This is a genomic window from Actinomadura rugatobispora (genome assembly GCF_055379765.1).
Genome location: NZ_AP029191.1, coordinates 12244880 through 12269781 on the forward strand (window position 1 = coordinate 12244880; position 24902 = coordinate 12269781).

Here is a 24902-nt window from a genome sequence, read left to right on the forward strand (position 1 = left end):
CCGCCGCACCCCGGGCCGCACCCGATTTTCCTCCCGTGGACGTGCCCTTCGCCGATCAGCGGAGGGTTCCGTCCAGGACGGTCGGCCTGCCTCGCAGGAAAGTGGCGGTGACGAGGCCCGGCAGGAGCACCTGCCCGGTGGCCTCGACGACGTCCGCGCCGCCGGGCGGCAGGCCGGTTCCGACCGCTTTGACGATGCCGTCCCGGACGAGCACGTCCCGGGGCGCGCCGCGGATCAGCGTGTCAGCCATGGGCCCGCTCCGCGGGGCGCAGCTCGAACACCGGACCGTCGGCACAGATCAGCGGGCTCTCGTCGGCGGCGGTCCGGGCCGCGGTGGCGCAGCCGTGGCAGTAGCCCAGGCCGCAGGCCATGTGCGCCTCCAGCGACACCTGGACCCGGGCGCCCCACCGGTCGGCCAGGCGCGCGCACATCTCGGCGAGCCGCTCGGAGCCGCAGGTGAAGATCTGCTGCGGCGGCGCGGCGTCGAGCGTCCGGCGCAGGCGCGCGGCCAGGGCGTCCGGTGCGCTGCTCCCGTCCCGGTCGGTGACCTCGATCAGGCGCCGCACGCCCAGCTCGCGGTGGTCGCCGGAGCCGACCAGCGCGTCCGGGCCGCGCCCGCTGACCACGGCGGTGACCTCGACACCGGCGCGGACGGCGTCCTCGGCCGAGGTCGTCACCGAGCACACGCCGATGCCGCGGCCGACCAGGAGGAGCCCGGTGGTGTCCGGCGACAGCGCGAACCCCACCCCCAGCGGCCCGACGATCTGGACGCGGGTGCCGATCCCGGTGCCGGTCATCGCGCGGGTGCCCGCGCCCTGCACGCCGTAGACGATGTCGACGCAACCCTCGCCGGGCAGACGGCGGTGGATTGCCATCGGCCTCGGCAGCACCGCCCGGGTGCCCGTCGCGTCCGGGATCGTGACCATGACGAACTGCCCCGCCCGCGCGGCGGCGGCGATCGTGGGCGCCTTCAGCCGCATCCGGTGGTACCGGTCGCCGACCGGGTGGTGGCCGACGACCTCGGCGTGGTCCCAGGTCGGCGCCACCGGTCCGGGGAGGGCGAGCGGGGCGAGCCGCCCGCCTCCGGGGCCCGCGGTCACGTGCCGCTCCCCTGCGGGAGCGGTGCGAGCAGCCGGTCAAGGCCCAGCAGGCTCGCGAGCAGCACGCGGGTCCCGGTGGCGAGCTCCGACGGCTCGGTCCACTCCTCGGGCGTGTGGCTGAGCCCGTCCCGGCTCGGCACGAAGATCATTCCGGTCGGGACGATGTGGTTGATCATCTGGCTGTCGTGGCTGGCGCCGCTGGCCAGGCCGGTGCGGCCGACCCCCAGCGCGGCGCAGGCGGCGCCGATCGCGTCCGCGATCCAGACCGGCAGGACGACGGGCGAGGCGTCGGCCAGCTCCCGGGCGCGCAGCCCGATCCCGCGCCGGTCGCACAGCTCCCGCGACCGTGCGAGGAACTCCGCGGCGGTCTCCCGCTGCCGGTCGCTGTCGATGTCGCGGATGTCGACCGCCATCGTCACCTCGCCCGGGATGGTGGTGATCGACCCCGGCGACACGTCGAGACTGCCGACGGTGGCGCGGGTCCCCCGGTGGCGCGGGTCGTTGGCCAGCCGCTCGGCCAGCAGGACGCACTCCGCCGCGGCGGCGAGGGCGTCCGCCCGCCGGTGCATGGGGGTGCCGCCGGTGTGCGAGGCGCGGCCCGTGAACGTCAGCCGCAGCCGGGTGCTGCCCGAGATGGTGTCGACCACCCCGATGGGCACGCCGAGGCCTTCGAGCACGGTGCCCTGCTCGATGTGCAGCTCGACGAAGGCGCTCCATCGGGCGGGGTCCCATCGGGCGTCCTCGACGCGCGCGGGATCGAGGCCCACCTCCTCCATGGCGCGGGCCAGGGTCGTGCCCGCCGCGTCCCGGAGGGCGTGCAGGTCGCGGGCGCCGGTGAGGCCGGCGGCGATGCGGCTGCCGACGCACGCCTGCCCGAACCGGGCGCCCTCCTCGGTGGCGAAGGCGACGAAGCGCAGCGGGCGGGCGTGCGCCGCGTCCCGTTCCACCAGGATCCGGGCGGTCTCCATCGCGGCCACGACACCGGCGATGCCGTCGAAGCGTCCGGCGCCGGGCACGCTGTCCAGATGCGAGCCCGTGCCCAGCGCCCCGAGCCCCGGCTCACCGCGGCCCGGCCGCTCGGCGTAGGTGTTGCCCGCCGCGTCGGACCACACCCGCAGGCCGAGGCCGGTCATGTGCGCGGAGAAGACCTCGTGCGCCCGGCGTTCGAGCGGGCTGTAGCCCGGACGGGTGACTCCCGGGCCGTCGTCCTCGGAGAGGGCGGCGAAATCCTCGACGAGCCCGGCCACCCGCTGCGGATCGACGTGCGCGGCCAGATCCTGGACGTCATGTTCCAGGCGTTCCCTGGTGTCAGGGCTCATCGGCCCTCGTCCGAGGACAGCGCCGGCTCGTCCACGAGGGCGGCGTACGGCACCGGGACCTCGGCGGCCGCGCCGGGCGAGCCGATGACCTCGACGATGCCCGCCAACTCCGCGTCGTGCGTCGCCACGAACGAGTGCATGGTGCTCAGCCGCAGCGGGCGCACGCCCCTGGCGACCATCAGCACGACGCGGCGCCCGCGGATCAGCGCGGCGTCGACCTCGATGACGCCCTCCTCGAGGTAGAAGGGCGCCGCGCGGACCCCCAGCTCCCGCGCGACGATGTGCGCGAGCACCGCGTCGGCGCCCTCGCCGGAGGTGAGCAGGACCTCCGGCGCGAACGCCCGGACCGCCTCGGCCAGCGCGCGGCCGACCGTCTCCGTCGCCTCCGCGGACCGGCTCGGGTCCAGCTCCGGTCCGGCCCCGGCGAGCCGGCGGACGGCGGCGAGCGTCTCGGGACGTGTGTGCGGCTGGTTCATGCTCGGCCTCCTGCGGTCGATACGGCCAGTTCCTCTTCGGTCAGCAGTGCCGCCCTGGGCGCGGGCGCGGGGACGTTAGCGCCGCCGGACGCGCCCGGCCTTTCCGGGGCGAGCAGCGACAGCACGGCGACGACGTGGGCCCGCTGCTCCTCCAGCCGGGCGACCCGGGCCGCGACCTCGGCGTCGCCGGTCGTGGAGGCGACCACCAGCGCGACGGGCCGTCCCGCGTCCAGGTCCCCATCGGCGAGGACCGGTGGCGCGGCGCCCGGCTCCGGATCAGCCGCGACGGACAGCGGGAGGCCGGTGTGCAGGGACAGGGCCGTCGCCAGGACCGCGGCGCCCCATCCCGCGGCGACCAGCCGTTCCGCCTCGCGCGGCACCCGCGGCGCCAGGTCGGCCGCCACCCTGCGCAGGATGGACGGCCGGTTGAGCGCGGCGGACTCCCTGAACTCCGACCTGTCGCGCAGCGGGCCGCTGTGCGGGATCGCGATGGCCGCGATGTCGGCGACCAGCTCGGCTCGGCGCCGTCCCGCGCCCCCGGCCGTTTCCGGACCGTCTCCTGTCATCGGCTACCCCTCTCCCGGTCGGCGGCTCGCCGGCACCCCGGCCGCGCTCGCCTCTGTCGCGGCGGACTCCTCCGCGCTCGCCGCGGCCTCCTCCAGCGCGGGGAACCCGCCCGTGTGGCCCAGCTCCTCGGAGAGGGCCCGCGCCGTCCGCAGCACGATCTCCGTCGCCCGGGTGCGCTGGATCGGGTCGCGCATCCGGTTGCCCGCGGCGGCGAGCGTCACACTGGAGACCACGTGCGCCGTCGAGGAGAACACCGGTGCCGCCACCGCCCACACGTTCTCGTCCAGTTCGTTCTCGCAGACGTCGTAGCCCCGCGCGCGGACCTGGGCGAGATGCTCCTTCACCTGGTCCGGCGTCCGGAGGGTCCCGGCGGTGAACGCGGTCAGGTCCCGCTCGCGGAAGATGGTGTCGACCATCTCGCCCGGCAGGTAGGCGAGGATGCTGCGGGCGGACGCCGCCGCGTGCAGCGGCATCTCCTGGCCCACGCGGACGAACAGCCGGAGGGGATGGTGTCCCTCGACGAGCGCGCAGCAGACCGTCTGCAACCCGATCAGCTCGGTGAGGAAGACCGTCTCGCCGCTCTCCCGGGCGGCCCGCAGCACCGGCGCCGGCGGCGTGACCAGCGTCCCGCGCGCCGCCGTGGAGATGCCGACCAGCTCGGCGGCGGCCGGGCCGAGGAAGTACCGGCGGTTGGTGGGCGACCTGGTGACGTACCGCTCCTCGGTGAGGGCGGCCAGGACCCGGTGCATGCTGCCGATGGGGATCTCCAGCTCCTCATGGAGCTGCTGCAGCGTCATCCCCCGCTGGCTCGTGGAGAGCGTCTTGATCACCCGCAGTGCGCGATTGAGAACCTGCATGCCTCAGCCATCCGTTCGCCCGGAGATGCTCGTCGTGGTGGGGTCGCCCGCGCCGCTGCCGGCGGCGACCAGCCCCTGAAGATTAGTGACACCCGCACGCGCGCACCGGGCGTCCAGCTCACGGACGATCTCGGCCATGACCTGAGGGCGGGCGAAGGTCGCGGTGCCGACCTGGACGGCGCTCGCGCCGACCCGGAGCTGGTCGAGGACGTCCTGCGCGGAGCCGATCCCGCCGCATCCGATGACCGGGACGGAGACCGCCCGCGCGACCAGCCACACCAGCCGCAGCACCAGGGGTTTGATCGCCGGTCCGGACACGCCGCCCACGTCGTTGCCGAGGACGGGCGTCCCGGTGCGCGGGTCGACCACCATGCCGGGGAAGGAGTTGGCGACCGTCAGCGCCCGCGCCCCCGCGCTCTGCGCGGCCTCGGCGACCGCGGCGACGTCGGCGGCCATCGGGGTCAGCTTCACCCAGACCGGCACGTCGCCCAGCCGGCGCCGGACGCCGTCGGTGACGCGGTGCACCGCCTCGGGGCTCGCGCCGATCTCGATGCCCCCGTGCTCGAGGTTCGGGCAGGAGACGTTGACCTCGAAGGCCGCGCAGTCGGCGCCGGCCAGCTCGTCGGCGACCCGCCAGTACTCGTCGATCCCGAGCCCGCCGATGCTGACCACGACGGGACGCCCCGTGGCCCGGTAGCGGGGAAGGACGTCGCGCAGGAAGCCGGCCGTTCCCGGGCTGGGGATGCCGACGCTGTTGATCATGCCGAAGGGGGTCTCGGTCAGCCGGTGGGCGGCGTTGCCGCCGCGCCGCCGCGCGAAGACGGTCTTGGTGACGACGGCGCCCAGTTCGTCCATGGGCAGCAGCGGCGCCAGTTCCGGGCCGAAGCAGCCGGAGGCGGGCATCACCGGATTGGCCAGGCGCAGTCCGCCCAGGTCCACCGACAGGTCCGCGCGGTGGCGGGAGGGCCGGTCGGCGAAGAACCGCTCGCGGGCGTCGGTCGCGGCGGAGCCCGTGTCCGCCGTCATGACGACTCCCCAGCGTCCGGCGACAGGGACCGCGCGGTGTGCGCGGCCAGCCGCAGCATGGCGAGCTGGGCGGGTTCGTAGTCCTCCAGCCAGGCGTCGGTGGCCCGGTTGGCGTGCGCCACCAGGACCGCGCCCGCGCGCAGCCCCATCGCCCTGCCCACCGCCAGGACGGTCTCGGTCTCCATGTCGACGCCGTCCACGCCGAGCGCGCGGAGCTCCTCGTACCGCGCCGCCGCCGTCCGCTCGTACCCGGCGAGCGGACGGCCCTGGCCGAGGTAGTAGGAGTCGGCGGACGCCACGGCGACCTCGGTCAGGCCGATGCCCAGGGACGCGGCCTCGGCGCCCAGGCGGCGGAGCACCTCGGGATCGGCGGCGCGGCCGTCCTCGCCCTCGTCGTCGTCCGCGGCGTACGGCGCGGCGGCCCCGCCCCCGGGCACGGCCCGGGTCACCGCGCACACCGAGCCGGGGGCGATCCGTGCCCGCAGCGCCCCCATGCCGCCCGTGCGCAGGACCGTCGTGACGCCCAGCCGGGCCAGTTCGACCACCGCGATCTCGGCCGAGGGGCCGCCGATGCCGGTCGAGCACACCGCGATGCGCGTCCCGTCCAGACAGCCCGTGCCGAGGCGGAACTCGCGGTTGTGCCCCACGATCTCGAAGCCGTCGAGCACCGCGGCGGCGAGGTCGACCCGGGCCGGGTCGCCGGGCAGCAGGCACACCGGGGGCAGGGTCCCCGTACGGGCGGGGAGGTGCGGGGCGGCGCCGTCCCGCCAGGGGTCCCGGGCGCTACGGGCCATCAAGATCCTCCAGAAGTGGATGGCTGGTTTCCAGATGTGGAAGTGTGCAGGGAGACGGAGCGTGACGTCAATAGAGTTATGGCCGGTTTCTCCGGACTGATTCGAAACGCGTGGCCCGAATATGTCCAGCATGTAACGCCATGGGCAGTCTTGACAGCGACCGAAATTGGCTGCACTCTGTGACCTTCATTGCTGGAGGCGGAGCTTCCGTCTGCGGAAGCAAGCAGCCGCGCAGGGCCGGAGAGACCGAGGGAGTCGTCGTGCGACATCGTCAGTGGACGCGGGAGGACGGCGGCCGGCGGCCGCGGTACGGCACCGGCCGGCGGCCCGCGCGGAAGGGGACGGCGGCCCGATGACGGCGTTTCTCTCCATCCGGGACGTCCGCAAGACCTACGTCGGCACCAACCGCCAGCGGGTCGTCGCGCTGTCGGACGTGCACCTCGACGTCGCCGAGGGCGAGGTCGTCGCGCTCATCGGGCCGTCGGGCTGCGGCAAGTCGACCCTGCTGCGCATGATCGCCGGGCTGGACGACGACTTCGAGGGCGGGCTGTCCTGGACGAGGCAGCCGCGTCCAGGCAAGGACATCGGCTTCGTGTTCCAGGAGCCGGCCCTGCTGCCCTGGCGCTCGGTGGAACGCAACGTGTCCCTGGGGCTGGAGGCGCAGCGCGACAAGTCCGCCGAGGGGCGGACCCGGGTGCGGGACCTGCTCGACCTCGTCGGGCTCTCCGACTTCTCCCAGTCCTTCCCCAAGGAGCTCTCCGGCGGGATGCGCCAGCGCGCCGCGATCGCCCGCGCGCTGGCCTACGACCCGCAGATCCTCCTCATGGACGAGCCCTTCGGCGCCCTCGACGCCATCACCCGCGACCGGCTGCACGACGACCTGCTGCGCATCTGGGAGACCACGCGCAAGACCATCATCCTGGTCACCCACAGCGTGGAGGAGGCCACCTACCTCGCGGACCGGGTGGCCGTGATGTCGTCGCGGCCGGGACGGATCAAGGCCGTCCACCACGTGCCCCTCGACCGGGACCGCAGCCCCGAGACCCGGCGGCTGCCGCGGTTCGCCGAGTTCGCCGGCATGCTCCGCCAGGAGCTGGAATGAGCGGCGGCTCGGTGGCCTCCGCCCAGGACACGGGCGGGCGCGGCGGCTCCGGCGGCTCCGGCGGCTCCGGCGGCTCCGGCGGCACCCGCGAGCGGGACCGGCTGCGACGCCGCTCCGATCGTCGCGGCGGCCTGACGCGGACCGGCGCCCGCGTCCTCGGCGCCGCGGTGTACGCGGTCGTCATCATCGGGGCCTGGAGCCTGTACGTGCGGTCGGCGGACGTGCCGAGCTACCTGCTGCCCGCGCCGGGCAGCGTGCTCTCGGCGATCTCCGGCCTGGTGGGCGACGGGCAGCTGTGGCCCCACCTCGCCTACACGATGCGCAACATCGTCCTGGGGTTCGCCGGCGGCTCGGTCATCGGCATCGCCCTCGGCTGGGCGCTGTGGTCGTCCCGCGTCCTGCGCGAGGTGCTCAACCCCTACATCGTGCTGCTGCAGGCCGCCCCGAAGATCGCCGTGGCCCCGCTGCTGGTGCTGTGGTTCGGGCTGAGCCTGACCTCGCAGTTCGTGCTGATCCTGCTGCTGGTGTTCTTCCCGATGATGGCGGCCACGATGCTGGGCCTGCGCGACGTCCCCGCCGACGTGGCGTCCCTCGGCCGGCTGCTGCACCTGTCGCGGGGGCAGTACCTGTGGAAGATCCAGATCCCCGCGGCGATGCCCGCCCTCCTGGCCGGCGCCAAGATCGCCGTCATCGACGCGATGACCGGCGCCTTCCTCGCCGAGTACCTGTCCGCGCAGCGCGGCCTGGGCTACCTGATGATCCTCGGCAACACCTCCAACGACACCCCGATGCTCATCGCCGCCGTGCTCGTCACGGTGCTGGTGGGCCTGCTCGGCTTCGGCCTCGTCTCGCTGGCCGAACGGCGCCTTCTGCGCTGGGACCGCTGATCCCGGCACGTTTCCAAGGAGAGTCCATGAAGTTCAACGTGCGTCGCGTGCCCGGAATCGGGGCCGTCGTGCTGCTGGCCGCCGCCCTCGCCGCGTGCAGCCCCGCGTCGTCCGGCGGGTCCAAGTCCGACGGGACGGGCCCCGGCGGCACCAAGAAGGTCACCATCCAGATCGACGGGTCCGCGGTCCCGTACTACGCGCCGCTGTACGCGGCCAAGGAGCAGGGCTACTTCGCCAAGGCCGGCCTGGACGTGACCTTCACCTACGCCCAGGGCTCCGACATCGTCAAGAACGTCGCGGCGGGCAACGTCGACTTCGGCTTCCCCAACGGCGACTCGGTCATCACCGCCTACGGCAAGGGCGTCAAGACCCGCGTCGTCCACACCACCTACCAGCAGGGCATCGGCGCGCTGCTGTCGACCGGCCGCGCGAACATCTCCTCGCCCGCCGACCTCAAGGGCAAGACCGTCGCGGTCACCGACCTGGGCAGCCCGAACTACATCCAGCTCCAGGCCATGCTGAAGCAGTCCGGCCTGGGCCTCGGCGACGTGAAGGTGAAGACGATCGGCACCGGCGCCATCGTCGACGCCCTCAAGAACGGCCAGGTCGACGCGATCGTCTTCTCCCGGCTCCGCTACTACGCGCTGAAGTCGGCCGGGGTGGACGTGCGCCAGATCCTCAGCGACCAGTACCTGCCGTCCTTCGGCAACGTGGTCGTGGCAAGCCCCGACAAGGTGGAGAAGGACCCGAAGACGGTCAAGGCCTTCGACGACGCCCTCGACCAGGGCCTGGAGTACACGACCAAGGACCCGGCCGCCGCCGTGGACATGGCGGTGCAGAAGTACGCCCCCACCTTCAACGGCCAGCAGAAGGACGTCACGACCATCATCCAGGACGTCTTCGTCAAGACCCTCTGGCAGTCGGACACCACCCGGCAGCACGGCTTCGGCCACCCGGACGAGGCCCGCTGGCAGAAGGCGATCGACGCCCAGGCCGGCTTCAAGCTCATCGACTCCGGCTTCAAGGCCGGTGACCTGGTGGTGAAGCCCGATGCGCTCGGCTAGCCCGGCCGCGGGAGGATCGGCCGGCGGCGCGCCGCCGGCCGGGCTCCGGCTCGGCGACCGGGTGCGGGCGGGCCGACCGCTGCTGGTCGGCGCGCTCTCCCTCGCCGCCGGCGTCGTGCTGTGGTGGCTGGTGACCGTCGCCTTCGACATCCCGGCCTACCGGCTGCCGACGCCCGGGGCGGTGGCCTCGCACGCGCTCACGCTGGCCCGCGACGGCGCGCTCACCCTGCACGTCCAGCAGACGCTCGCGGAGGTCGTCCAGGGGGTCCTGCTGGGCAGCGTGCTCGGCGTCGTGCTGGCGATGCTGTTCACACGGGTCCGCCCGCTGGAGCGCGTCCTGATGCCGCTGATCGTGATCGCCCAGGTCACGCCCAAGATCTCGATCGCGCCGCTGATCGTGCTCTGGCTGGGCCTCGGCATCGGCTCCAAGATCGCGCTGATCACGCTGGTGTCGTTCTATCCCGTGCTGATCAACATGACCATGCGCCTGCGGACCATTCCCACCGGGGTGGACGACCTGGCCCGGCTGCTGAGGATCGGCCCGATCGCCCGCGCGATCAAGATCGACCTGCCCTACAGCCTGCCGGCCATCGCCGTCGGCCTGCGGCTGGGCGTGCTGCAGGCGGTCACGGCCGCGGTCATCGGCGAGTTCATCGGCGCGGAGGCCGGGCTGGGCTACCTCGAACGGCAGGCGCAGGACAACGACGACATCCGGCTCGTCATCATCTCCCTCGGCCTGCTGTGCCTGCTGGCCTGGGTGCTCTACGCCCTGGTCGGGCTCGTCGAGCGCAGGCTGAGCAACCGTTTCGGAGCGGCCTGACACCCGCGCACGCCTGGCCCGGGCGGGCCCTCTCCCTGGTTTCAGAGGGCACCCCGGGGCAAGGAGCCAGGTCATCCCCCTTTTTCAGAGGAGGGTGGGCGATGAGACCGATCCGGCCGCTGTCCGAGGTCGACTCCTCGATGGTCGATCTGGTGGGGGGCAAGGCCGCCGGGCTGGGCGAGATGATCAAGGCCGGGGAGCGGGTCCCGGACGGCGTGTGCCTGACCGCGGACTCCTACAGGGCGCGGGACCTGCCCGAGAAGCAGCTGGTCGACGCCTACGAGCGGCTCGGCGCCGGCCGGGTCGCGGTCCGCTCCAGCGCCACCACCGAGGACCTCCCGGACGCCGGTTTCGCGGGCCAGCACGACACCTACCTCGACGTCGAGGGCGCCGACCGGCTCGTCGAGGCCGTCCGCCGCTGCTGGGACTCCCTGAACACCGACCGGGCCGTCGCCTACCGCGCCGCCGCCGGCATCGACGACGCCGCGATGGCCGTGGTGATCCAGCGAATGATCGACCCCGACGTGGCCGGCGTGCTGTTCACCGCCGACCCGGTCACCGGGAGCCGTTCGCGGATGATCGTCGACGCCGCCCCCGGCCTGGGCACCGCGGTCGTCGAGGGCACCGTCGTCCCCGACCACTACGCCCTGGGGCCGTCCCCGTCCGGGCCGGACGCCGGCAGCCTCGACCGGCACCGGCTCCGGCAGCTCCGTGACGCCGGCCGACGGCTTCAAGCCCATTTCGGCGCGCCGCAGGACATCGAGTGGGCGATCGATCCGGACGGCACGCTGTGGCTGCTCCAGTCCCGGCCGATCACCACCCTGTTCCCGCTGCCGCCCGACACCGGCGAGACCCGCCTCTACCTGGAGTTCGGCCACATCCAGGGCATGTTCCGGCCGTGCACGCCGATGGGCGTGGCCATGCTGAAGGCCGGATCGGCGATGTGGCTGCGGGGACGCGGCGCCAAGCTCGACCGCCGCGATCCGATGCCCCGGCTCGTCCCGATCGGCGGGCGGCTCTACTTCGACCTGACCGACTTCGTCCGCAACAAGGTCCTGCGGAAGCGGCTGCGGGCGGGCCTGCGGATCTACGGGCCGCGAGTGCAGAGCGCGGTCGAGCGGATGATGACCGATCCGCGGTTCGCCCCCCGCCCCGGCATGCCGCTCCGGCTGCGCAACGCGCTCAGGATCACGGCGCCGCTCGTGCCGCACGCGATCGCCGGGCTGGCGTCGAGCCTGGCCCGCCCGGACGCGGCGCGCTCCCGGGCCTACCGCGCCGTGAAGGAGATCAGGCGCGAGACGATCCCGCCACTGGAACCGGCCACCGCCGAGGCACGGCTGAGATGGGTCACCGACGACGCGTACAAGCAGGTCATGGGCCCCCGCATGCTGGACCTCATGTGGCCGCTGGCGACCGGGATCCTCCTCGGCGTGGTGCCGTCCCGGCTGCTCAAGGGCATCGCCACGGACGAGGAGACGGGGACCGTCCTGGGCGGGATGCCGCACAACGTGACCACCGAGATGGATCTCGCCCTCTGGGACCTGGCCGTGAACGCGCGCCCGCACCGCGCGCTGTTCCTCGGCACCCCGCCGGACGAGCTCGCCGCCAGGTACCTCGGCGGCGAACTCCCGGACATCGGGCTGGCCGGATTCCTGGACAGGTACGGCATGCGTGCGGCCGCCGAGGTCGACGTCGGCGTGCCGCGCTGGCAGGAGGACCCGGCGCCGCTGCTGGCCGCGATCGCCAACTACCTCCGCGTCGAGGACCCCGATCAGGCGCCCGACCGGCGGTTCGAGCAGGCCGCGCACGAGGCGGAGGAGATGATCGAGACGCTGTCGCGGCGGGCGCGGCGCACGCGCCCCGTCCGCGGCCGGCTCGCGGCGTTCCTCATGCGCCGCTCGCGCCGGCTCACCGGCCTCCGGGAGATCGGCAAGTTCGCCTGGCTCCCCGCGCTCCAGGCGGCGCGCCGCCAGCTCCTGCTGATCGGCGACGACCTGGTCTCGCACGGGCTCCTGGAACGCGCCGACGACATCATGTTCCTGGACCTCGACGAGGCACGCGCGGCCGTGCTGCACGGGACCGACCACCGGGACCTGGTCGCGTCACGGCGTGCCGGCCACCGGCGTGAACTGCGACGCGCCGCCGTCCCGGGCGCGCTCCTCTCGGACGGCACCGACGTGGAGGCGCTCGCCCCGCCGGGCCCCGCCGGCGAGGGGACGCTGGCCGGGATGGCCGCGGCGGCGGGCCGGGCGACCGGCCGGGCCCGGGTGATCCGCGACCCGTCCGGCGCGCGCATCGAACCCGGCGAGATCCTCGTGGCCCCCACCACCGACCCCGGCTGGACACCGCTGTTCATGACCGCCGCCGGCCTGGTGACCGAGACCGGCTCGCCCGTGGCCCACGGCCCCACCGTCGCCCGCGAGTACGGCATCCCCGCCGTCATCTGCCTCCGCGACGCCACGCACGCCATCGAGACCGGCCAACTGATCACCATCGACGGAACCGCGGGCACAGTGCACATCCACACACCCTCCTGACGCCCGCCTCAGGGTCCGGGACCGGCGTATGGATTTCGTGAGGACGGCTTGAAACCATTGGTGATCGTCGCGTATTCAGAAAGAAAGGACACCCGCTGGGGAGGGAAATGCGGAAGGGATGCGGCGCCGGGCGGGCGGCATTGTTCCGGACGCCGGCGCTGACCTTCTCCGGTGACCGCACCTATGTCGATCGCTCCGATGGCGAGCCGCTCGCCAGGGCCGTTCGGCGGACCCGGTTCCCCAGGGGGATCATGGACTTCACCGCCCCGGACGGTGCCGTGCTGCTGGCGGTCGGCCGTGTCCCGCCCGGATTCCGCCCGTACGCGTGGGCGCCGGTGTCGTGGCCGGCGGGGCGGCGGATCGGCGTCATCCGTCCCCGAGGGTTCGTCCACTGCGACTTCGAGCTGCGCGATCCGCGCGGAGGGGTTCTCGCGGTGGCCGAGCGGGGCTCCCGGGGGTTTCGGGAGTCCTTCCTGGTACGGGACGCGCGCGGCGGTGCGGAGTTCGCCGCCGTGGTCGAGCCCGAGGAGTCCGTCCGGGCCATGGGCGAGCGGGGCGCGCTGCCGTCCGCGCGCCGGCTCGACGTCGAGTTGCTCTCCGATCCGCCGCCGGACGTGCACGCGCTCGTCCTCGCCCTGCCCCTCGTCATCCGCATGCGCCACGGCTGGGACCACTGGCAGTGGTGACCCCGCCGGAGGGCTCAGCGGCGGAGCAGGGCCTGGAGCTCCGCCAGCGTCGCCTTGGCGGCTTCAAGGTTCTCGGTGACGGCGGTGGTGGCGTTCCGGAGTTCCCTGCCGAAGGAGTAGCGGTCGCTGACCAGGGAGTTCTCGTCGCCGAGCGCCTCGGTGAGCCGCTCCTGGCCCTCGGCCTCCACCTCTGCGCGCGCCCGCCTGATCAGTTCCAGGATCGTCGCGGCCAACTCGCCGGCGCCCACCCGCATCGCGCGGGGGTCGATCTCCAGAACCCGGACGCCTTCGGCGCTGGAGTACTCCACCGCGACGCGGCGGTCCGCGGACTCGGTCCTGGCGGTGACGGCCAGGCCGATCTCGTGCATGTCGCGGAGCCGGGCGAAGAACGTCTCGGAGTCCTCGGCCAGCTTCCCGGGGTCGAATCCGAGCACCTTCTTGAAGTCGTCCATCACGCCGTCATTCCCATGGGTATCGGTAGGAGCCGTCTGTGTCCTGCTCGGGGGCGAGGCCGCCGGTGATCGCTTGGCCGCCCTCGTTGTACTGCGTCTCGTAGAAGCCTTTGGCGCCCGCGGCCTGCGTCCAGCCCGCGGGGAGGTCGGCACCGGCCCGCCCTCGGCTCAGCCATCCGTAGAAGCCGTCGGCGGGGAATCTGCCGCCGAGGCCGTAGGCCGTGGCATCGCGCTCGACGCGGTTCAGGGTGCCCCAGATCAGCATGGGTCCCTGCGCGACGGTCGCGCTGACGAAGTCCCGCACTCCGCTGAAGTCGCCTTGCGCGGCCTCGGCGAGCACGTCCCCGGCCACCAGCGCGCCGAGGATCCCGGCGCAGGTGTGCAGCACGGTGGCCAGCGCCGATTCGACGGACTTGAGCGCGGCGTTCACGCTCGCCAGCGTCCCGATCGCCGACAGGCGCGCCGCCGCGGCGCTCATGGGCGTGATCGTCGCGATCGCCAGCCAGGCCGCCAGCGCCACCAGCACCGCGGCGATCAGCGCCATGAACAGGATCATGGCCATGACGAGGACGGCGGCCATGAACAGCACGGCCGCGGTGACGGCGGCCCGGATCTCCATCGACAGCAGGTCCTGGAGAAAGCGGTCCATCCGCTGTTTGAACGCGCGGCCGTCCTCGCTCCGCCAGCCCTCCTCCTCGATCCCGTCCACGAGCCGCTCGATCCGCTCGCGGGCGGTCCTCACCTGCCGGCCCGCCTCCGCCCAGGCCATCCCGCCGTCCCAGAAGGCCTGCGGGTCGTACTGGTGGACGTACAGCGGCGGGACGAACGGCCACGCGGCGGGGACGCCCAACGCCGACAGCGACAACGCGGCGACGGTGCCGATCTGGAGGCTCTTCTTCGAGAGCCACGCGCCCTGTTCCAGCCCGACCATGCCTCACACCATCCTCGGCGCGCTGGCCTGCTCCGCGGCCTCCCAGGCGTCGGCGGAGTACCTCACGCCGTCCTGGATCTCCACGGTCTCCTCGGCCCGGTGCCGCAGTTCCCGCAGGGTGTACGCCTCGACCTCGTTGTAGGCGATGGCCAGCGAATAGGTGAACGAGGTGAACGACGCCTCCGCCACCTGCAGACCGACGAGTTCCGCCACGGCCTTCTCCAGCGGCCCTGCCGCCGCGGGCAACTCTGTTTGGAGCCTGCGCAGACGCCCGCGTTCGATCCGGACCTCCTCAGCGGTGGCCGGCGGCGGCGCGGGCGGATTGAGCATGTGATTCACGACGCATTCCCCCATGGCTTGCGAACCTGGCGCCATCATTCAAGATCGCCGCATTGTGGCGGGGCAAGAGCGTTAACGCTTCATTGACGCCCTTTCACGCGAAGCAAAGAGGCCGGCGTCAGGATGGCGTCAATATTTCCGGATCGGTCGTATGGGGCGCGTAGCGAAACGTCCAGGAATGGATGTGGTGTCCCTAGCGTGGGCTCGTCGGTCGTCTTGAAAGGGATGCGTTGATGCATGAACTCCTGATCGTCCCCGTGCACGTGTGCACGAGCGGCACGGTGGTCCTGCGGACCGGGCTCCTGTCCCCCCGGAAGAAACGGGTGGGGATCGCCTTCACCAGCGAGGAGGGATTACGGTCCGCGCTCGGTGAGGGGCAGCGGTCGATCCGGCTGAGCGTGCGCGCGCTGCGCGCCATGTTGCGGCCCATGGGCATCGCCGACGTCCAGGTGGACCCGCTGTTCGTGGGCCCGGAGCTCCCCGCGGCCCCATCGGCGCCGCGGCCCGTCCCGACGCTGGCCGGGCACCGATGACCCCGCAGACCAGGCCGTCAGCCGTCGCCCTGGAAGCCCTCCTCTGGCCCGCCACCGCGCGCCCCCACCTGGACGGGGACATCTCGATCGGCCGGATCAAGCTGACGCCCCTCACCGAACGCTTCGGCACCCCGCTCCTCGTCGTGGACGAGCAGGACGTCCGGGAACGCTGCCGAGCCTTCCGCCGCGCCTTCGGTGACGCCGAGGTGGCCTACGCGGGCAAGGCGTTCCTGTGCCGTGCCATGGCCACCTGGATCGGGCAGGAAGGGCTGTCCCTGGACGTCTGCTCCGCCGGAGAGCTCGCCGTGGCACGGGCCGCGGGGTTCCCCGCCGAGCGGATCCTGATGCACGGCAACGCCAAGACCCCCGAAGACCTGCGGGCGGCGCTCGGCTACGGCGTGGGGACCATCGTCGTCGACTCCTTCCACGAGATCTCCCGCCTGGCCGCGCTGGCGGCCCAGGGCGCCCGGCCCCGCCTGCTGATCCGGGTCACGCCGGGAGTCGACGGGCACACCCACGCCGCCGTGACCACCGGCACCGACGGGCAGAAGTTCGGCTTCTCGCTCGCCTCGGGCGCCGCCGCCGAGGCCGTCCGCCGCGTCCTGGCCCAGCGGCACCTGGAACTGGCCGGGCTGCACTGCCACATCGGCTCCCAGATCACCGACCCCGGCGCCTTCGACCTCGCCGCCGCGCGCATGGTCGAGTTCCTCGCCGAACTGCGCGCCGCGCACGGCACTCCCCCGCGGCGGCTCGACCTGGGCGGCGGTTTCGGCGTCGCCTACCGGGCGGGCGACCCCGAACTCGCTCCCGGCCCGGTGGCCGGCCGGCTGCGCCGTACCGTCCAGGATGCCTGCGCCGCGCACCGGCTCCCCGTACCCCGTCTGACGGTGGAGCCGGGACGGGCGATCGTGGCGCACGCCGGGGTCACCGTCTACCGCGTGGTCAGCGTCAAGCACGGCCCGGCGGGCGGGCTGCTGGTCGCCGTCAACGGCGGCATGAGCGACAATCCCAGGCCCAGCCTGTACGGCGCGCGCTACACCGCCCGCCTGATCGGCCGCCGCGGTGCCGGAGGCGAACGCAGCGCGACCGTCGTCGGACGCCACTGCGAGGCCGGGGACGTGATCGCGGCCGGCGTGCGGCTGCCCGCCGACGTCCGTCCCGGAGACCTGCTCGCGGTGCCGTGCACGGGCGCGTACCACCACTCCATGGCCTCCAACTACAACATGGTCCGCCGCCCGCCCGTGGTGGCCGTGCGCGACGGCCGCGCCCGCCTCATCATCCGCCGCGAGACCATCGACGACCTCATGGCCCGTGACCTCGGCTGACCCGCACGACCCGAAATCCCGCCGGACCGCCGTTCGCCCGATCGAGAGGCATTCCGCGCGCAGATGTGGCAGGCATGCCGGAGCCTCCTGTCCAGAGACGGTGTCCCCGTCACCGATGGTCGCGGCGATGTCCGTTCAGGATGACCGGTGAACTGGGGATACGCCGGATCCATCATCCGGATGCGCTAAAAGCGTCCGCTGGATGTGCGCGTTCGTGCATGGGCGGCTGAGGTGGGTCGGACTTACGGTGGCGCGACTCGCACCTCGGATGTGCCTTGACGGCACCCTTCGCAGGAAGGATCCACCGTGCACTCCCACCCCCCTCGGTCCCGGCGCGGGCTTGCCGCCGCACTCGTGGCGGGAACGGCGTTCAGTGCCGCCGCCGCCATCCCGGCCGGGACCGCCCACGCCGCCGCACCCGCCGCGCAGGCCGCGGACCGCGTCACCGTCACCGCGGCCGGCTCCCCCGCCTACACCCTGACCGGCGACCTGTCCACGGGCGCCATCGCCGTCCTGGACAACGTCGCGACCTACGAGACCAACAAGATCCAGGGGACGGGGACGCTGCCCGGCTCCGGCGGCGGCGCCGCGAACGTCGCCTTCGCCATCGCCCGCGACGGCTCCGCGCTGAAGGGCACGTTCACCCTCAAGGACCCCGGCGCGGGCGTGGAGATCTCCGCCGCCGTCAACGGCGGGGTCACCGTCCCGGGCGAGGCGACGGTGAAGTGGGAGGGGAACGGCACCGTCCGCCGCGGCGGTGCCTCCTCCTCCCAGAAGGTCACCTTCACCGTCCAGGACCGCCGCCCCGACCCCGGCGACCACGCCGTCCGCATCACCCACGCCGGGCAGGCCCGCAACGCCATCCTCCGCCTGCCCGACGACTACGACGGCACTCCGCGGCCGGTGCTGTTCCACTTCCCCGGCCTGCTGGAGACGCCCGGCATCGCCGAGTGGTACGGCCGCATGGCCGACTACGCCCAGACCCGCGGCTTCATCATGATGACCCCCGAGCACTACGGCATCGGCTGGCAGGGCGTCCTGGCCGGCACGCCCAGCCCCGACGTGGACGACCCCGGCTTCGTCCAGCGGCTCCAGGACATCCTCATCGAGCGCTTCAACGCCGACCCCCGGCGCCTGTACGCCTCGGGCATGAGCAACGGCGGCTTCTTCACCAGCAAGATGGCCTGCGACAACAGGCGGTTCGCCGCCTACGCCGCCGTCGCCGGCCAGCTCAACGACCCCGGGGCCTGCCGCCCCGAACGGCACGTCCCGATCGTCCTCATCCACGGCGACGGCGACTTCGTCGTCCCCTACTCCACGGTGCGGCCCGCGCTGGACTTCTGGACGCGCAACAACGGCTGCGGCACCGAGACCGTCGCCACGAACCTGCCCGACATCGCTCCCGACGACAACACCACCGTCGTCCGCCACGACCACCCCGGCTGCCCGGCCGGCGGCCCCGTCACCCTGTACCAGATCAAGGGCGGCGGGCATAACTGGCCCGGCGGGACGCCGTTCCTCGGACCCGTGCTCGGCGGCACCACCTACGACATCGACGCCAACGCCGTGATCTGGGAATTCGTCTCCCGCTACCGTCTCCCCTGAGGGACGACCCCGGAGCGTTTGTTAAACGATCGGCTAGTGAACTGCTAGCCGATCGTTTAACATCTTGGGCCGGACAGCGAGAGGACCCCCATGCTCGACCCCTGGAACGTCACCGCGGATCCCGGTCCCGCCGCGATGGAGATCGCCGCCATCCTGTACCCCGACCTGCCCGCCCTGACCGCGGAGATCGTCGACGAGATCCGGGAGCGGATCCCCGACTACGCCGTCCCGCTGGACGGCGTGTTCAGCGACCACCTCCGGCAGGGCATCGAGGAGGGGCTGCGCCAGTTCCTCGCGCAGTTCGCCGCCGGCTCCCCCATCGAGAACCACAACGCCGAGTTCTACCGCGACCTGGGCCGCAGCGAGTTCCGCGAGAGCCGCAGCCTGGACGCCCTGCAGGCCGCCTACCGGATCGCCGCCCGGGTCACCTGGCGCCGCTTCGCCCAGATCGGGCACCGGGCCGGCGTCGCCCCCGGCCAGATGTACCTGCTGGCCGACAGCGTCTTCGCCTTCACCGAGGAGATGGCGGCCCTGTCGGTCAGCGCGTTCACCGAGCTGAGCGCCCAGGCGGCCGGCGCCTTCGAGCACACCCGGCAGCGGCTGCTGCACCTGCTGCTGACCGAGCCCGCACAGGCCATCCGCACGCGCCTGGCCGACCTGTCCCTCAAGGCCCGGTGGCCGCTGCCCGACACCGTGGCGTGCGTGGCGATCAGCGAGGACTACGACACCCGGCGCATGATCTCGCCCGTGCTGGATCCCGACATCCTCGCCGACCTGGAACGTCCCGATCCGTGCCTGCTCATCCCCGCCGACCCGTCACCGGGCCGCTACCAGAACCTGCGGCGCGCGTTCAAGGGCGTCGAGTTCGCCCTCGGGCCCACCGTCCCGCTGGAGGAGACCGCGCACTCGCTCGACCTGGCCCGCCAGGTGCTGGCCCTCAAATCCCAGGGCGTCCTGACCGGCGAGGAGCACATCCGCTGCGAGGACCACCTCGCCACGCTGCACCTGCTGCGCGACGACACCTGCACGGGAATCCTGCTCCGGCGGGCGCTGATCCCGCTCTCCGGGCTCAGCCCCAACCAGCGCGACCGCCTCTGCGAGACGCTGCTGGCCTGGATCAGCCTCGGCAGCTCGGTCATCGACGTCGCGGCCCTGCTCCAGGTCCACCCGCAGACCGTCCGCTACCGCATGCGCCGCCTCGAAGAGTTCTTCCCCGGCCGTCTCAACGACCCCGACTGGCGGTTCGAGATGCAGCTGGCCCTGCGCACCCGCCAGCTCACCCAGCGCCGCCCCAGGCAACGGCCGCGCGACGCCGCCGGCCGGCGGAAACGCGCCACCACCGCCCGGTCCACCCGGTGAGCGTCCACCCGCACGCTAAGGTGCCGCAGATGGCCCGGAACAACCCCGCGGGGGACGTGCGCGAGCGGCTGGTCCAAGCCGCCCTGGGCCTGTTCGCCCAGCACGGCGTCAACGGCACCTCACTCCAGATGATCGCCGACGAGATCGGCGTCACGAAGGCGGCCGTCTACTACCACTTCCCGAGCAAGGAAGACCTCGTCGAAGCGGTCGTGACCCCCTACCTCCGCGACCTGGCGGCCGTCGTCGAAGCCGCCGAAGGCCGGCACCGCCGCGCCGACCGGCTCGACACCCTTCTGGGCGGCATCATCGACCTCCTCGTCGACAACCGCGAACTCCACATCGCCCTGCAGGCCGACCCGGTCATCCGCCGGCACGTGGACGGCCGCCCGGACATGCGCGACCTCGGAATGCGCGCCGGCCTGCTCATGATGGGCACACGCACCGACACCCACGCCCTGATCATCACCCTCATCGTCAGCGGCGGTCTCGCCTACGCCTCCACCAGCCCCTACCTGGCCGACCTCGACGACACCGAGCTGCGCCGCGAACTGCACACCACCGCCCGCCGCATCCTGGGCATCAAAACCCCGATCACCCAACACTGAGCGGGTGACCGGGCGGTCTCGTCCGAGGGCCGGCGATCTCCACGCTCACAAGGCGTTTCGCCCCGTGCGGCTAGAGTGGCCTCGCTCCTCCTCGGCGAGGGCGGACGGCGACTCCGAAGGTGACGATGGCGAGAGGTTCCGACTCACGGCGCGCACAGACCGGCACGGAGGCCGAGCGCCGGGCCACGCCGTCGTTCGACCGCGACCGGCACGAGCGAATCCTCGACGCCGGGCTCGCTCTGCTCCAGGAACAGCCGGACGAGAGCGTCAGGGTCGACGACATCGCCCGGGCCGCCGGCATGGCCAAGGCGACGATCTACCGCTACTTCCCTTCGAGGGAACACCTCTATGTCGCCATCTACCGCCAGTGGACGGAGCGCGAGCAGCGGCGGAGGCGACGACCCGCACCGACCTCGGGTGCGGACCGGGCGCGCCTGCGGGGGCACGCCCTCCTCGACGCCTTCCAGCGCCACCCCCGCTTCTTCGAGCTCAACGTCATGCTGTCCGCCAGTACGGACCCCGACGTGCAGGCGGAGCTGTCCGCGCTGACCGCACGGACCCGCCGGTACTTCGCGAACGACTTCGCCATCCTCGGTGTCGCCGCGCCGCACGACGCCGCCGTGATGCTGTCGGCGATCCTGCACTCCGCGCTCACCGCCGCCGTCTACCACGGCACCCCGTTCACCGAGACCCATCGCCTTCTCGATCGCTTCGTCGACCTCTACGATCCGCCGGAGGGCGGGGACCCCGTGGGGGCGTCCGAAACTCGCGCACACCCCGCCCCGCCCTCCAAGGAACGGTCGAATGACCGATCCGAGCGCCGGGACCGGATCGTGGCCGCGGCCCACACCGCCTTGCGCGAGCGGCCTTACGAGCGAATCCACGTGGCGGACGTCGCCCAGCGCGCTCAGGTCGCGCTGGGCACGTTCTACCGGGAGTTCTCCTCGAAGGAGCACCTCTACGCGGTCGTGATCAGGGAGTGGGCCGGCGCCGGCCCGTTCCGGTCGTCCCTGGACGCCGAGGCGCCCGAGGCGAGGCTGCGCACACGGATACGCGCCCTGCTCGACACCTTCGAGGAGGATCCGCAGTTCTTCAAGGTCAACGTTCTGCTGTATTCGGCGGCGGACGACGCCGTCGGGTCGATCATGGCCGGGATCCACGCGGAATCGCATCAGATCCTGGTGGCCGACTTCCGGGCGCTGGGCGCGTCGGTCCCCGAGGATGCCGCGGTCATGCTGTGGTCCATCCTCAGCACGCTCACCACGGCCGCGCTCACCTACGACGGCAGCTTCCCCGAGGCGCGGCGGGTAGCGGACGAGTTCATCACCCTCATCGCGCGCAGTACCGCACGGCGCGCTTCCCACCTGGCCTGACGCGACCGCAGAGGCGGGCACGACTCGCGCGGCCCCGGTCAGTGAAATCAGCGTCTCGCTGGAAGGCTCGTCCTTCCTTCGACAGGAACTGAGATCCGAGATCTACCACGGCTGTTGACATCGATCCGGTTGAAACGGGAGTCTTGTTGCGCTCCGCGCGCGTTCTGGCTCGACCCCCGCCCCCGAACGAGAGGTCTTCCCATGTCCGTCGCTGGTGTGGCCGCCACCCGGCTGCTCGTCGAGGACACGCTGCGCGTGATCCGAGGGCTGGGCGCCGACGACTGGGCGTGCGACAGCGCGTGCCCCGGATGGCGCGTACAGGACGTCATCGTCCACATGGCGGCCTTCTTCCACACCGTCGCCGACCCCACCTCCGCTCCGGACGAGCCCACCGGACTCGCGGAAAGGATCAACGACGCCGCCGTCCGCGAGCGCGCCCACTGGGGGTGGGAGCAGGCCGCCGAGTACTACGCGGAGAAGTCCTCGGCGGGCCTCGTGCTGCTGGAGGGGATCCAGGCACCCGAGTACGCCGAGGTCACGATGCCCGTCGCGGAACTCGGCACCTACCGCCTCGCCGAGCTGAGCAACGCCTTCGCCTTCGACCACCTCGTCCACCTCAGCTCCGACCTGCTCGCTCCGTTCGGTCCCATCGCTCAGGACGCGGTCGCCATGGACGCCGATCGGATCGGCCCGGCGCTCGACTGGATGCTCGCCGGGCTCCCGCAGATGTGCGGGACGGCGCTGGCCCCCGTCCTCACCCGCCCGCTCGGAGTGGATCTGCGCGGGCCGGCCGCCCGCCGGTTCGTCCTGCGCCCCGGCGCGGAGCCCGGAACCGTCCAGCTCGACGAGGACGCCCCCCTCCCCGGCGACGTCGCGCGCTCCTCGACCGTGGACTTCCTGAGGTGGGCCACCACAAGGACGGACTGGCGCACGGCCGTCACCATCGACGGCGATCCCTCCTTCGTGGCGCCCGTCCTCACCGCCGTCAACGTCATCTGAGCCATCCGGCGCACGCCGCGAACGGAGCACGTCCATGAGCGACCACCTCGCAGGCAAGGTCATCGTCATCACCGGAGCCGGCAGCGGGTTCGGCAAGATCATCGCGGAGATGACCGCGGCGCGGGGCGCCCATGCCGTCGGGGCCGACATCGACGCCGACGCCCTCACCGCCACGATCGACGGCATCCGCGCCGCCGGCCACACCGCCGCGGGCCTGCCGACCGACGTCACCGACAAGGCCCAGACCGACGCCCTCGCCCGGTTCGGTGTCGTCAACCACAAGGCCGTGATGGGCCTGGTCGGGCAGCGGGCCGCCGGCTACCAGGAGAAGACGGGCCGCCTTGTCAACGGCTCCCTCACCGCGGCCGAGACCGACCCCGACTCCATCGGCTACTTCACCGTTCCTAAGGACTGTGCATAAGTTGCTCAGCCGCGCGCCCCGAACGGTCTTGGACGCACTGGTCCCCGGCGTACTCGACCCCGGGGCGGCGACACGCATCCTGTGCGTGGTCCGTACCCGGGAGGCCGGTTCCCTGCGCGACCTGGCCAAGTGGGCTCGACCAGAGGCGACGGGGAGGCCCCAGACCATCACTCCGGTGGAAAGGGGGCCCCGCACGCTGACATCGAACCCGGCGTCCCAGATCGCGCTACCGAAAGTACAGAGACGAACACAAAATGTCAAGTCGGATCACTTGATCAACCGCATGTTCACTTAACCGACCTCAGGCGAACAGTTCGCACCCCGCCGAACCGGCGGCCGTCGTCGTCCATGTCATCGACCAGCCCTGGGGCATCGACATCAGCGACATCACCGTCCGGGCCGGCGGCGAGGACTACATCTACTGACCACCGGGGCCTTCTCGGTGAGGCCTCAGCCCACGTGGGCGGGGAGGGACTGGATGCCGTTGATGAAGTTGCTCTTCATCCGTACGGGGGTCCCGAACTCGATGTCGGGAAGGCGGCGCAGCAGCTCACCGATGATCGACCTGAGCTGGACCTTGGCGACTCCGCTGCCGAGGCAGAAGTGGGCGCCGCCGCCTCCGAAGGCGACGTGCCGCGTCCGGGGACGGGACAGGTCGAACGCGTGCGGGTCCTCGAAGACCGTCTCGTCGCGGTTGCCCGAGCAGTAGAACAGGACGACCTTGTCGCCGGCGGAGATCCGGGCACCGGAGAGTTCCACGTCGCGGGAGGCCGTCCGGGAGAAGGTCATCACCGGTGTGGCGTGCCGGACGAACTCCTCGACCGCGCCCATGATGCGGCCGTCGAAGTCGGCCATCAGCCAGTCGCGCTGCTCGGGGTGCGCGGCGAGACCGAGCATGGTGTGCGTCGTCGTCTGCTTGGTGGTGTCGTTGCCGGCGGTGGCCATGAGGAGCATGAACGCGCCGATGTCGTCGTCGCTCAGCCCCTCGCCGTCGATCCGGGCCTGGACGAGGTTGGTGAGCAGGTCGTCGGAAGGATGCTCGCGCCGGTGCGCCGCCAGATCCTTGGCGAGCGAGAAGAGGTAGATCGCCTCCTCCATCTTGAGCTTCATCGCCTCCTCCGCCGGCAGCCTGGAGACCTCTCCGGCCCCGAAGAGGTTGTCCGCCGCGCGCGCCACCCTCCCGCGCTCGGACTTCGGCACGCCGACCATGTCGGAGACCGTCTCCATCGGCAGCCGCCTGGAGCACGCCTCGACGAAGTCGATGTCGCCCGCGCCGACGAGGTCGTCCACGATCAGCCGGGCGTTCTCGGTGATCCGGTCGTCGATCTTGCGGATCTGCTTGGGCGTGAACGCGGCGCTCACCAGGCCGCGGTGGCGGGTGTGCTCGGGCGGGTCCATGGCGAGGAAGTACGAACCGCCGGTGCTCCGCGCTCCCAGCGGGTCGAGCGTGAACCCGTGGCGGGACTGGAACGTCTCGCTGTCCCTGCTGACCGTGGTGATGTCCTCGACCCGCGTCACCGCCCAGAAGCCCTGCTCCTCGTGCGGCGCCGGATAGGAGACCGGCGGATGCCAGCTGACCGGGGCCTCGGCGCGCAGGCGCGCGAACGCCTCGTCCCGCTCCTGGAACGACCTGCTCCAGAACTCGTCGGAGGAGATGTCGACGCCGGTGGTGAAGGGGTGGGACGTACTGAACAGGCCCATGGTGACGCTCTTCTCGCCTCGGGG

The 24902-nt window shown here is 72.5% G+C and carries 26 protein-coding genes; 14 read left to right on the forward strand and 12 right to left on the reverse strand.

The annotated features are described in order from the left end of the window. Nucleotides 1-55: 55 nt before the first annotated feature. From ACZ466_RS54990 to ACZ466_RS55025, 8 genes are read right to left on the reverse strand one after another with little or no spacing between them, the layout of a single operon-like run. On the reverse strand, nucleotides 56-250 hold the full coding sequence (locus ACZ466_RS54990; protein WP_378281894.1) for a hypothetical protein: 195 nt from the start codon (nucleotides 248-250) through the stop codon (nucleotides 56-58). Further along, the gene (locus tag ACZ466_RS54995; RefSeq protein WP_378281893.1) at nucleotides 243-1100 is read right to left on the reverse strand and encodes an iron-sulfur cluster-binding protein; all 858 of its coding nucleotides are present in this window, start codon (nucleotides 1098-1100) and stop codon (nucleotides 243-245) included. The genes ACZ466_RS54990 and ACZ466_RS54995 overlap by 8 nt, the downstream gene beginning before the upstream one ends. Next, entirely contained in the window at nucleotides 1097-2419 is a 1323-nt protein-coding gene (locus ACZ466_RS55000) for a Zn-dependent hydrolase (protein ID WP_378281892.1), read from the reverse strand. Before ACZ466_RS55000 ends, ACZ466_RS54995 begins: the two co-directional genes overlap by 4 nt. Beyond that, complete coding sequence (locus tag ACZ466_RS55005; RefSeq protein ID WP_378281891.1) at nucleotides 2416-2895, reverse strand: hypothetical protein; 480 nt, start codon at nucleotides 2893-2895, stop codon at nucleotides 2416-2418. The genes ACZ466_RS55000 and ACZ466_RS55005 overlap by 4 nt, the downstream gene beginning before the upstream one ends. Next, a complete protein-coding gene (locus tag ACZ466_RS55010; protein WP_464042523.1) occupies nucleotides 2892-3461 on the reverse strand; it encodes a type I phosphoribosyltransferase in 570 nt (189 codons plus the stop codon). Before ACZ466_RS55010 ends, ACZ466_RS55005 begins: the two co-directional genes overlap by 4 nt. Before the next feature lie 3 nt (nucleotides 3462-3464). Next, nucleotides 3465-4319 carry an IclR family transcriptional regulator gene (locus ACZ466_RS55015; protein ID WP_378281889.1) on the reverse strand — a complete coding sequence of 285 codons (855 nt, stop codon included), beginning with the start codon at nucleotides 4317-4319 and terminating at the stop codon, nucleotides 3465-3467. Between the two features lie 3 nt (nucleotides 4320-4322). Further along, nucleotides 4323-5345: a dihydroorotate dehydrogenase gene (locus tag ACZ466_RS55020; protein WP_378281888.1), complete on the reverse strand. Its 1023-nt coding sequence runs from the start codon at nucleotides 5343-5345 to the stop codon at nucleotides 4323-4325. Next, nucleotides 5342-6139: a nucleoside phosphorylase gene (locus ACZ466_RS55025; RefSeq protein WP_464042526.1), complete on the reverse strand. Its 798-nt coding sequence runs from the start codon at nucleotides 6137-6139 to the stop codon at nucleotides 5342-5344. The genes ACZ466_RS55020 and ACZ466_RS55025 overlap by 4 nt, the downstream gene beginning before the upstream one ends. Before the next feature lie 352 nt (nucleotides 6140-6491). On the opposite strand from ACZ466_RS55025, the gene ACZ466_RS55030 reads away from it, so the two are divergent. The 6 genes from ACZ466_RS55030 (at nucleotide 6492) to ACZ466_RS55055 (ending at nucleotide 13235) form a co-directional block, all read left to right on the forward strand. Continuing rightward, nucleotides 6492-7241: an ABC transporter ATP-binding protein gene (locus ACZ466_RS55030; protein ID WP_378281886.1), complete on the forward strand. Its 750-nt coding sequence runs from the start codon at nucleotides 6492-6494 to the stop codon at nucleotides 7239-7241. Next, nucleotides 7238-8128 (forward strand): ABC transporter permease, encoded by an 891-nt coding sequence (locus ACZ466_RS55035; RefSeq protein WP_378281885.1) that lies wholly within the window; start codon nucleotides 7238-7240, stop codon nucleotides 8126-8128. The genes ACZ466_RS55030 and ACZ466_RS55035 overlap by 4 nt, the downstream gene beginning before the upstream one ends. 26 nt (nucleotides 8129-8154) lie before the next feature. After that, entirely contained in the window at nucleotides 8155-9192 is a 1038-nt protein-coding gene (locus ACZ466_RS55040; protein ID WP_378281884.1) for an ABC transporter substrate-binding protein, read from the forward strand. Continuing rightward, nucleotides 9179-10012, forward strand: coding sequence for an ABC transporter permease (locus ACZ466_RS55045; RefSeq protein WP_378281883.1), 834 nt, complete (start codon nucleotides 9179-9181; stop codon nucleotides 10010-10012). Before ACZ466_RS55040 ends, ACZ466_RS55045 begins: the two co-directional genes overlap by 14 nt. 101 nt (nucleotides 10013-10113) lie before the next feature. After that, nucleotides 10114-12549: a PEP/pyruvate-binding domain-containing protein gene (locus ACZ466_RS55050; protein WP_378281882.1), complete on the forward strand. Its 2436-nt coding sequence runs from the start codon at nucleotides 10114-10116 to the stop codon at nucleotides 12547-12549. Nucleotides 12550-12656: 107 nt separating this feature from the next. Continuing rightward, entirely contained in the window at nucleotides 12657-13235 is a 579-nt protein-coding gene (locus tag ACZ466_RS55055; RefSeq protein WP_378281881.1) for a hypothetical protein, read from the forward strand. 14 nt (nucleotides 13236-13249) lie between these two features. Here the strand turns inward: ACZ466_RS55055 and ACZ466_RS55060 are convergent, their stop codons facing one another. From ACZ466_RS55060 to ACZ466_RS55070, 3 genes are read right to left on the reverse strand one after another with little or no spacing between them, the layout of a single operon-like run. Then, on the reverse strand, nucleotides 13250-13687 hold the full coding sequence (locus ACZ466_RS55060) for a YbaB/EbfC family nucleoid-associated protein (RefSeq protein ID WP_378281880.1): 438 nt from the start codon (nucleotides 13685-13687) through the stop codon (nucleotides 13250-13252). A gap of 7 nt (nucleotides 13688-13694) precedes the next feature. After that, entirely contained in the window at nucleotides 13695-14618 is a 924-nt protein-coding gene (locus ACZ466_RS55065; RefSeq protein ID WP_378281879.1) for a hypothetical protein, read from the reverse strand. 3 nt (nucleotides 14619-14621) lie between these two features. Continuing rightward, the gene (locus tag ACZ466_RS55070; protein WP_378281878.1) at nucleotides 14622-14957 is read right to left on the reverse strand and encodes a hypothetical protein; all 336 of its coding nucleotides are present in this window, start codon (nucleotides 14955-14957) and stop codon (nucleotides 14622-14624) included. 233 nt (nucleotides 14958-15190) lie between these two features. Between ACZ466_RS55070 and ACZ466_RS55075 the strand changes: the two genes are divergently transcribed. The 8 genes from ACZ466_RS55075 to ACZ466_RS55110 all read left to right on the forward strand — a co-directional run bounded on the left by ACZ466_RS55075 (nucleotide 15191) and on the right by ACZ466_RS55110 (nucleotide 23177). Continuing rightward, nucleotides 15191-15490: an SAV_915 family protein gene (locus ACZ466_RS55075; RefSeq protein ID WP_378281877.1), complete on the forward strand. Its 300-nt coding sequence runs from the start codon at nucleotides 15191-15193 to the stop codon at nucleotides 15488-15490. Then, entirely contained in the window at nucleotides 15448-16815 is a 1368-nt protein-coding gene (lysA, locus tag ACZ466_RS55080; RefSeq protein ID WP_378282018.1) for a diaminopimelate decarboxylase, read from the forward strand. The genes ACZ466_RS55075 and lysA overlap by 43 nt, the downstream gene beginning before the upstream one ends. 306 nt (nucleotides 16816-17121) lie before the next feature. After that, nucleotides 17122-18420: a CE1 family esterase gene (locus ACZ466_RS55085; protein WP_378281876.1), complete on the forward strand. Its 1299-nt coding sequence runs from the start codon at nucleotides 17122-17124 to the stop codon at nucleotides 18418-18420. Nucleotides 18421-18510: 90 nt separating this feature from the next. Next, nucleotides 18511-19779, forward strand: coding sequence for a helix-turn-helix domain-containing protein (locus ACZ466_RS55090; protein ID WP_378281875.1), 1269 nt, complete (start codon nucleotides 18511-18513; stop codon nucleotides 19777-19779). A gap of 29 nt (nucleotides 19780-19808) precedes the next feature. Then, nucleotides 19809-20384, forward strand: a complete 576-nt coding sequence (locus ACZ466_RS55095) for a TetR/AcrR family transcriptional regulator (RefSeq protein WP_378281874.1) — start codon at nucleotides 19809-19811, stop codon at nucleotides 20382-20384. 125 nt (nucleotides 20385-20509) lie between these two features. Beyond that, complete coding sequence (locus tag ACZ466_RS55100; RefSeq protein ID WP_378281873.1) at nucleotides 20510-21757, forward strand: TetR/AcrR family transcriptional regulator; 1248 nt, start codon at nucleotides 20510-20512, stop codon at nucleotides 21755-21757. A gap of 201 nt (nucleotides 21758-21958) precedes the next feature. Next, nucleotides 21959-22756, forward strand: a complete 798-nt coding sequence (locus tag ACZ466_RS55105; protein ID WP_378281872.1) for a maleylpyruvate isomerase N-terminal domain-containing protein — start codon at nucleotides 21959-21961, stop codon at nucleotides 22754-22756. Nucleotides 22757-22790: 34 nt separating this feature from the next. Then, a complete protein-coding gene (locus tag ACZ466_RS55110) occupies nucleotides 22791-23177 on the forward strand; it encodes an SDR family NAD(P)-dependent oxidoreductase (protein WP_378281871.1) in 387 nt (128 codons plus the stop codon). A gap of 450 nt (nucleotides 23178-23627) precedes the next feature. On the opposite strand, the gene ACZ466_RS55115 is transcribed toward ACZ466_RS55110, so the two are convergent. Then, a complete protein-coding gene (locus ACZ466_RS55115) occupies nucleotides 23628-24878 on the reverse strand; it encodes a cytochrome P450 (protein ID WP_378283581.1) in 1251 nt (416 codons plus the stop codon). Nucleotides 24879-24902: the final 24 nt, after the last annotated feature.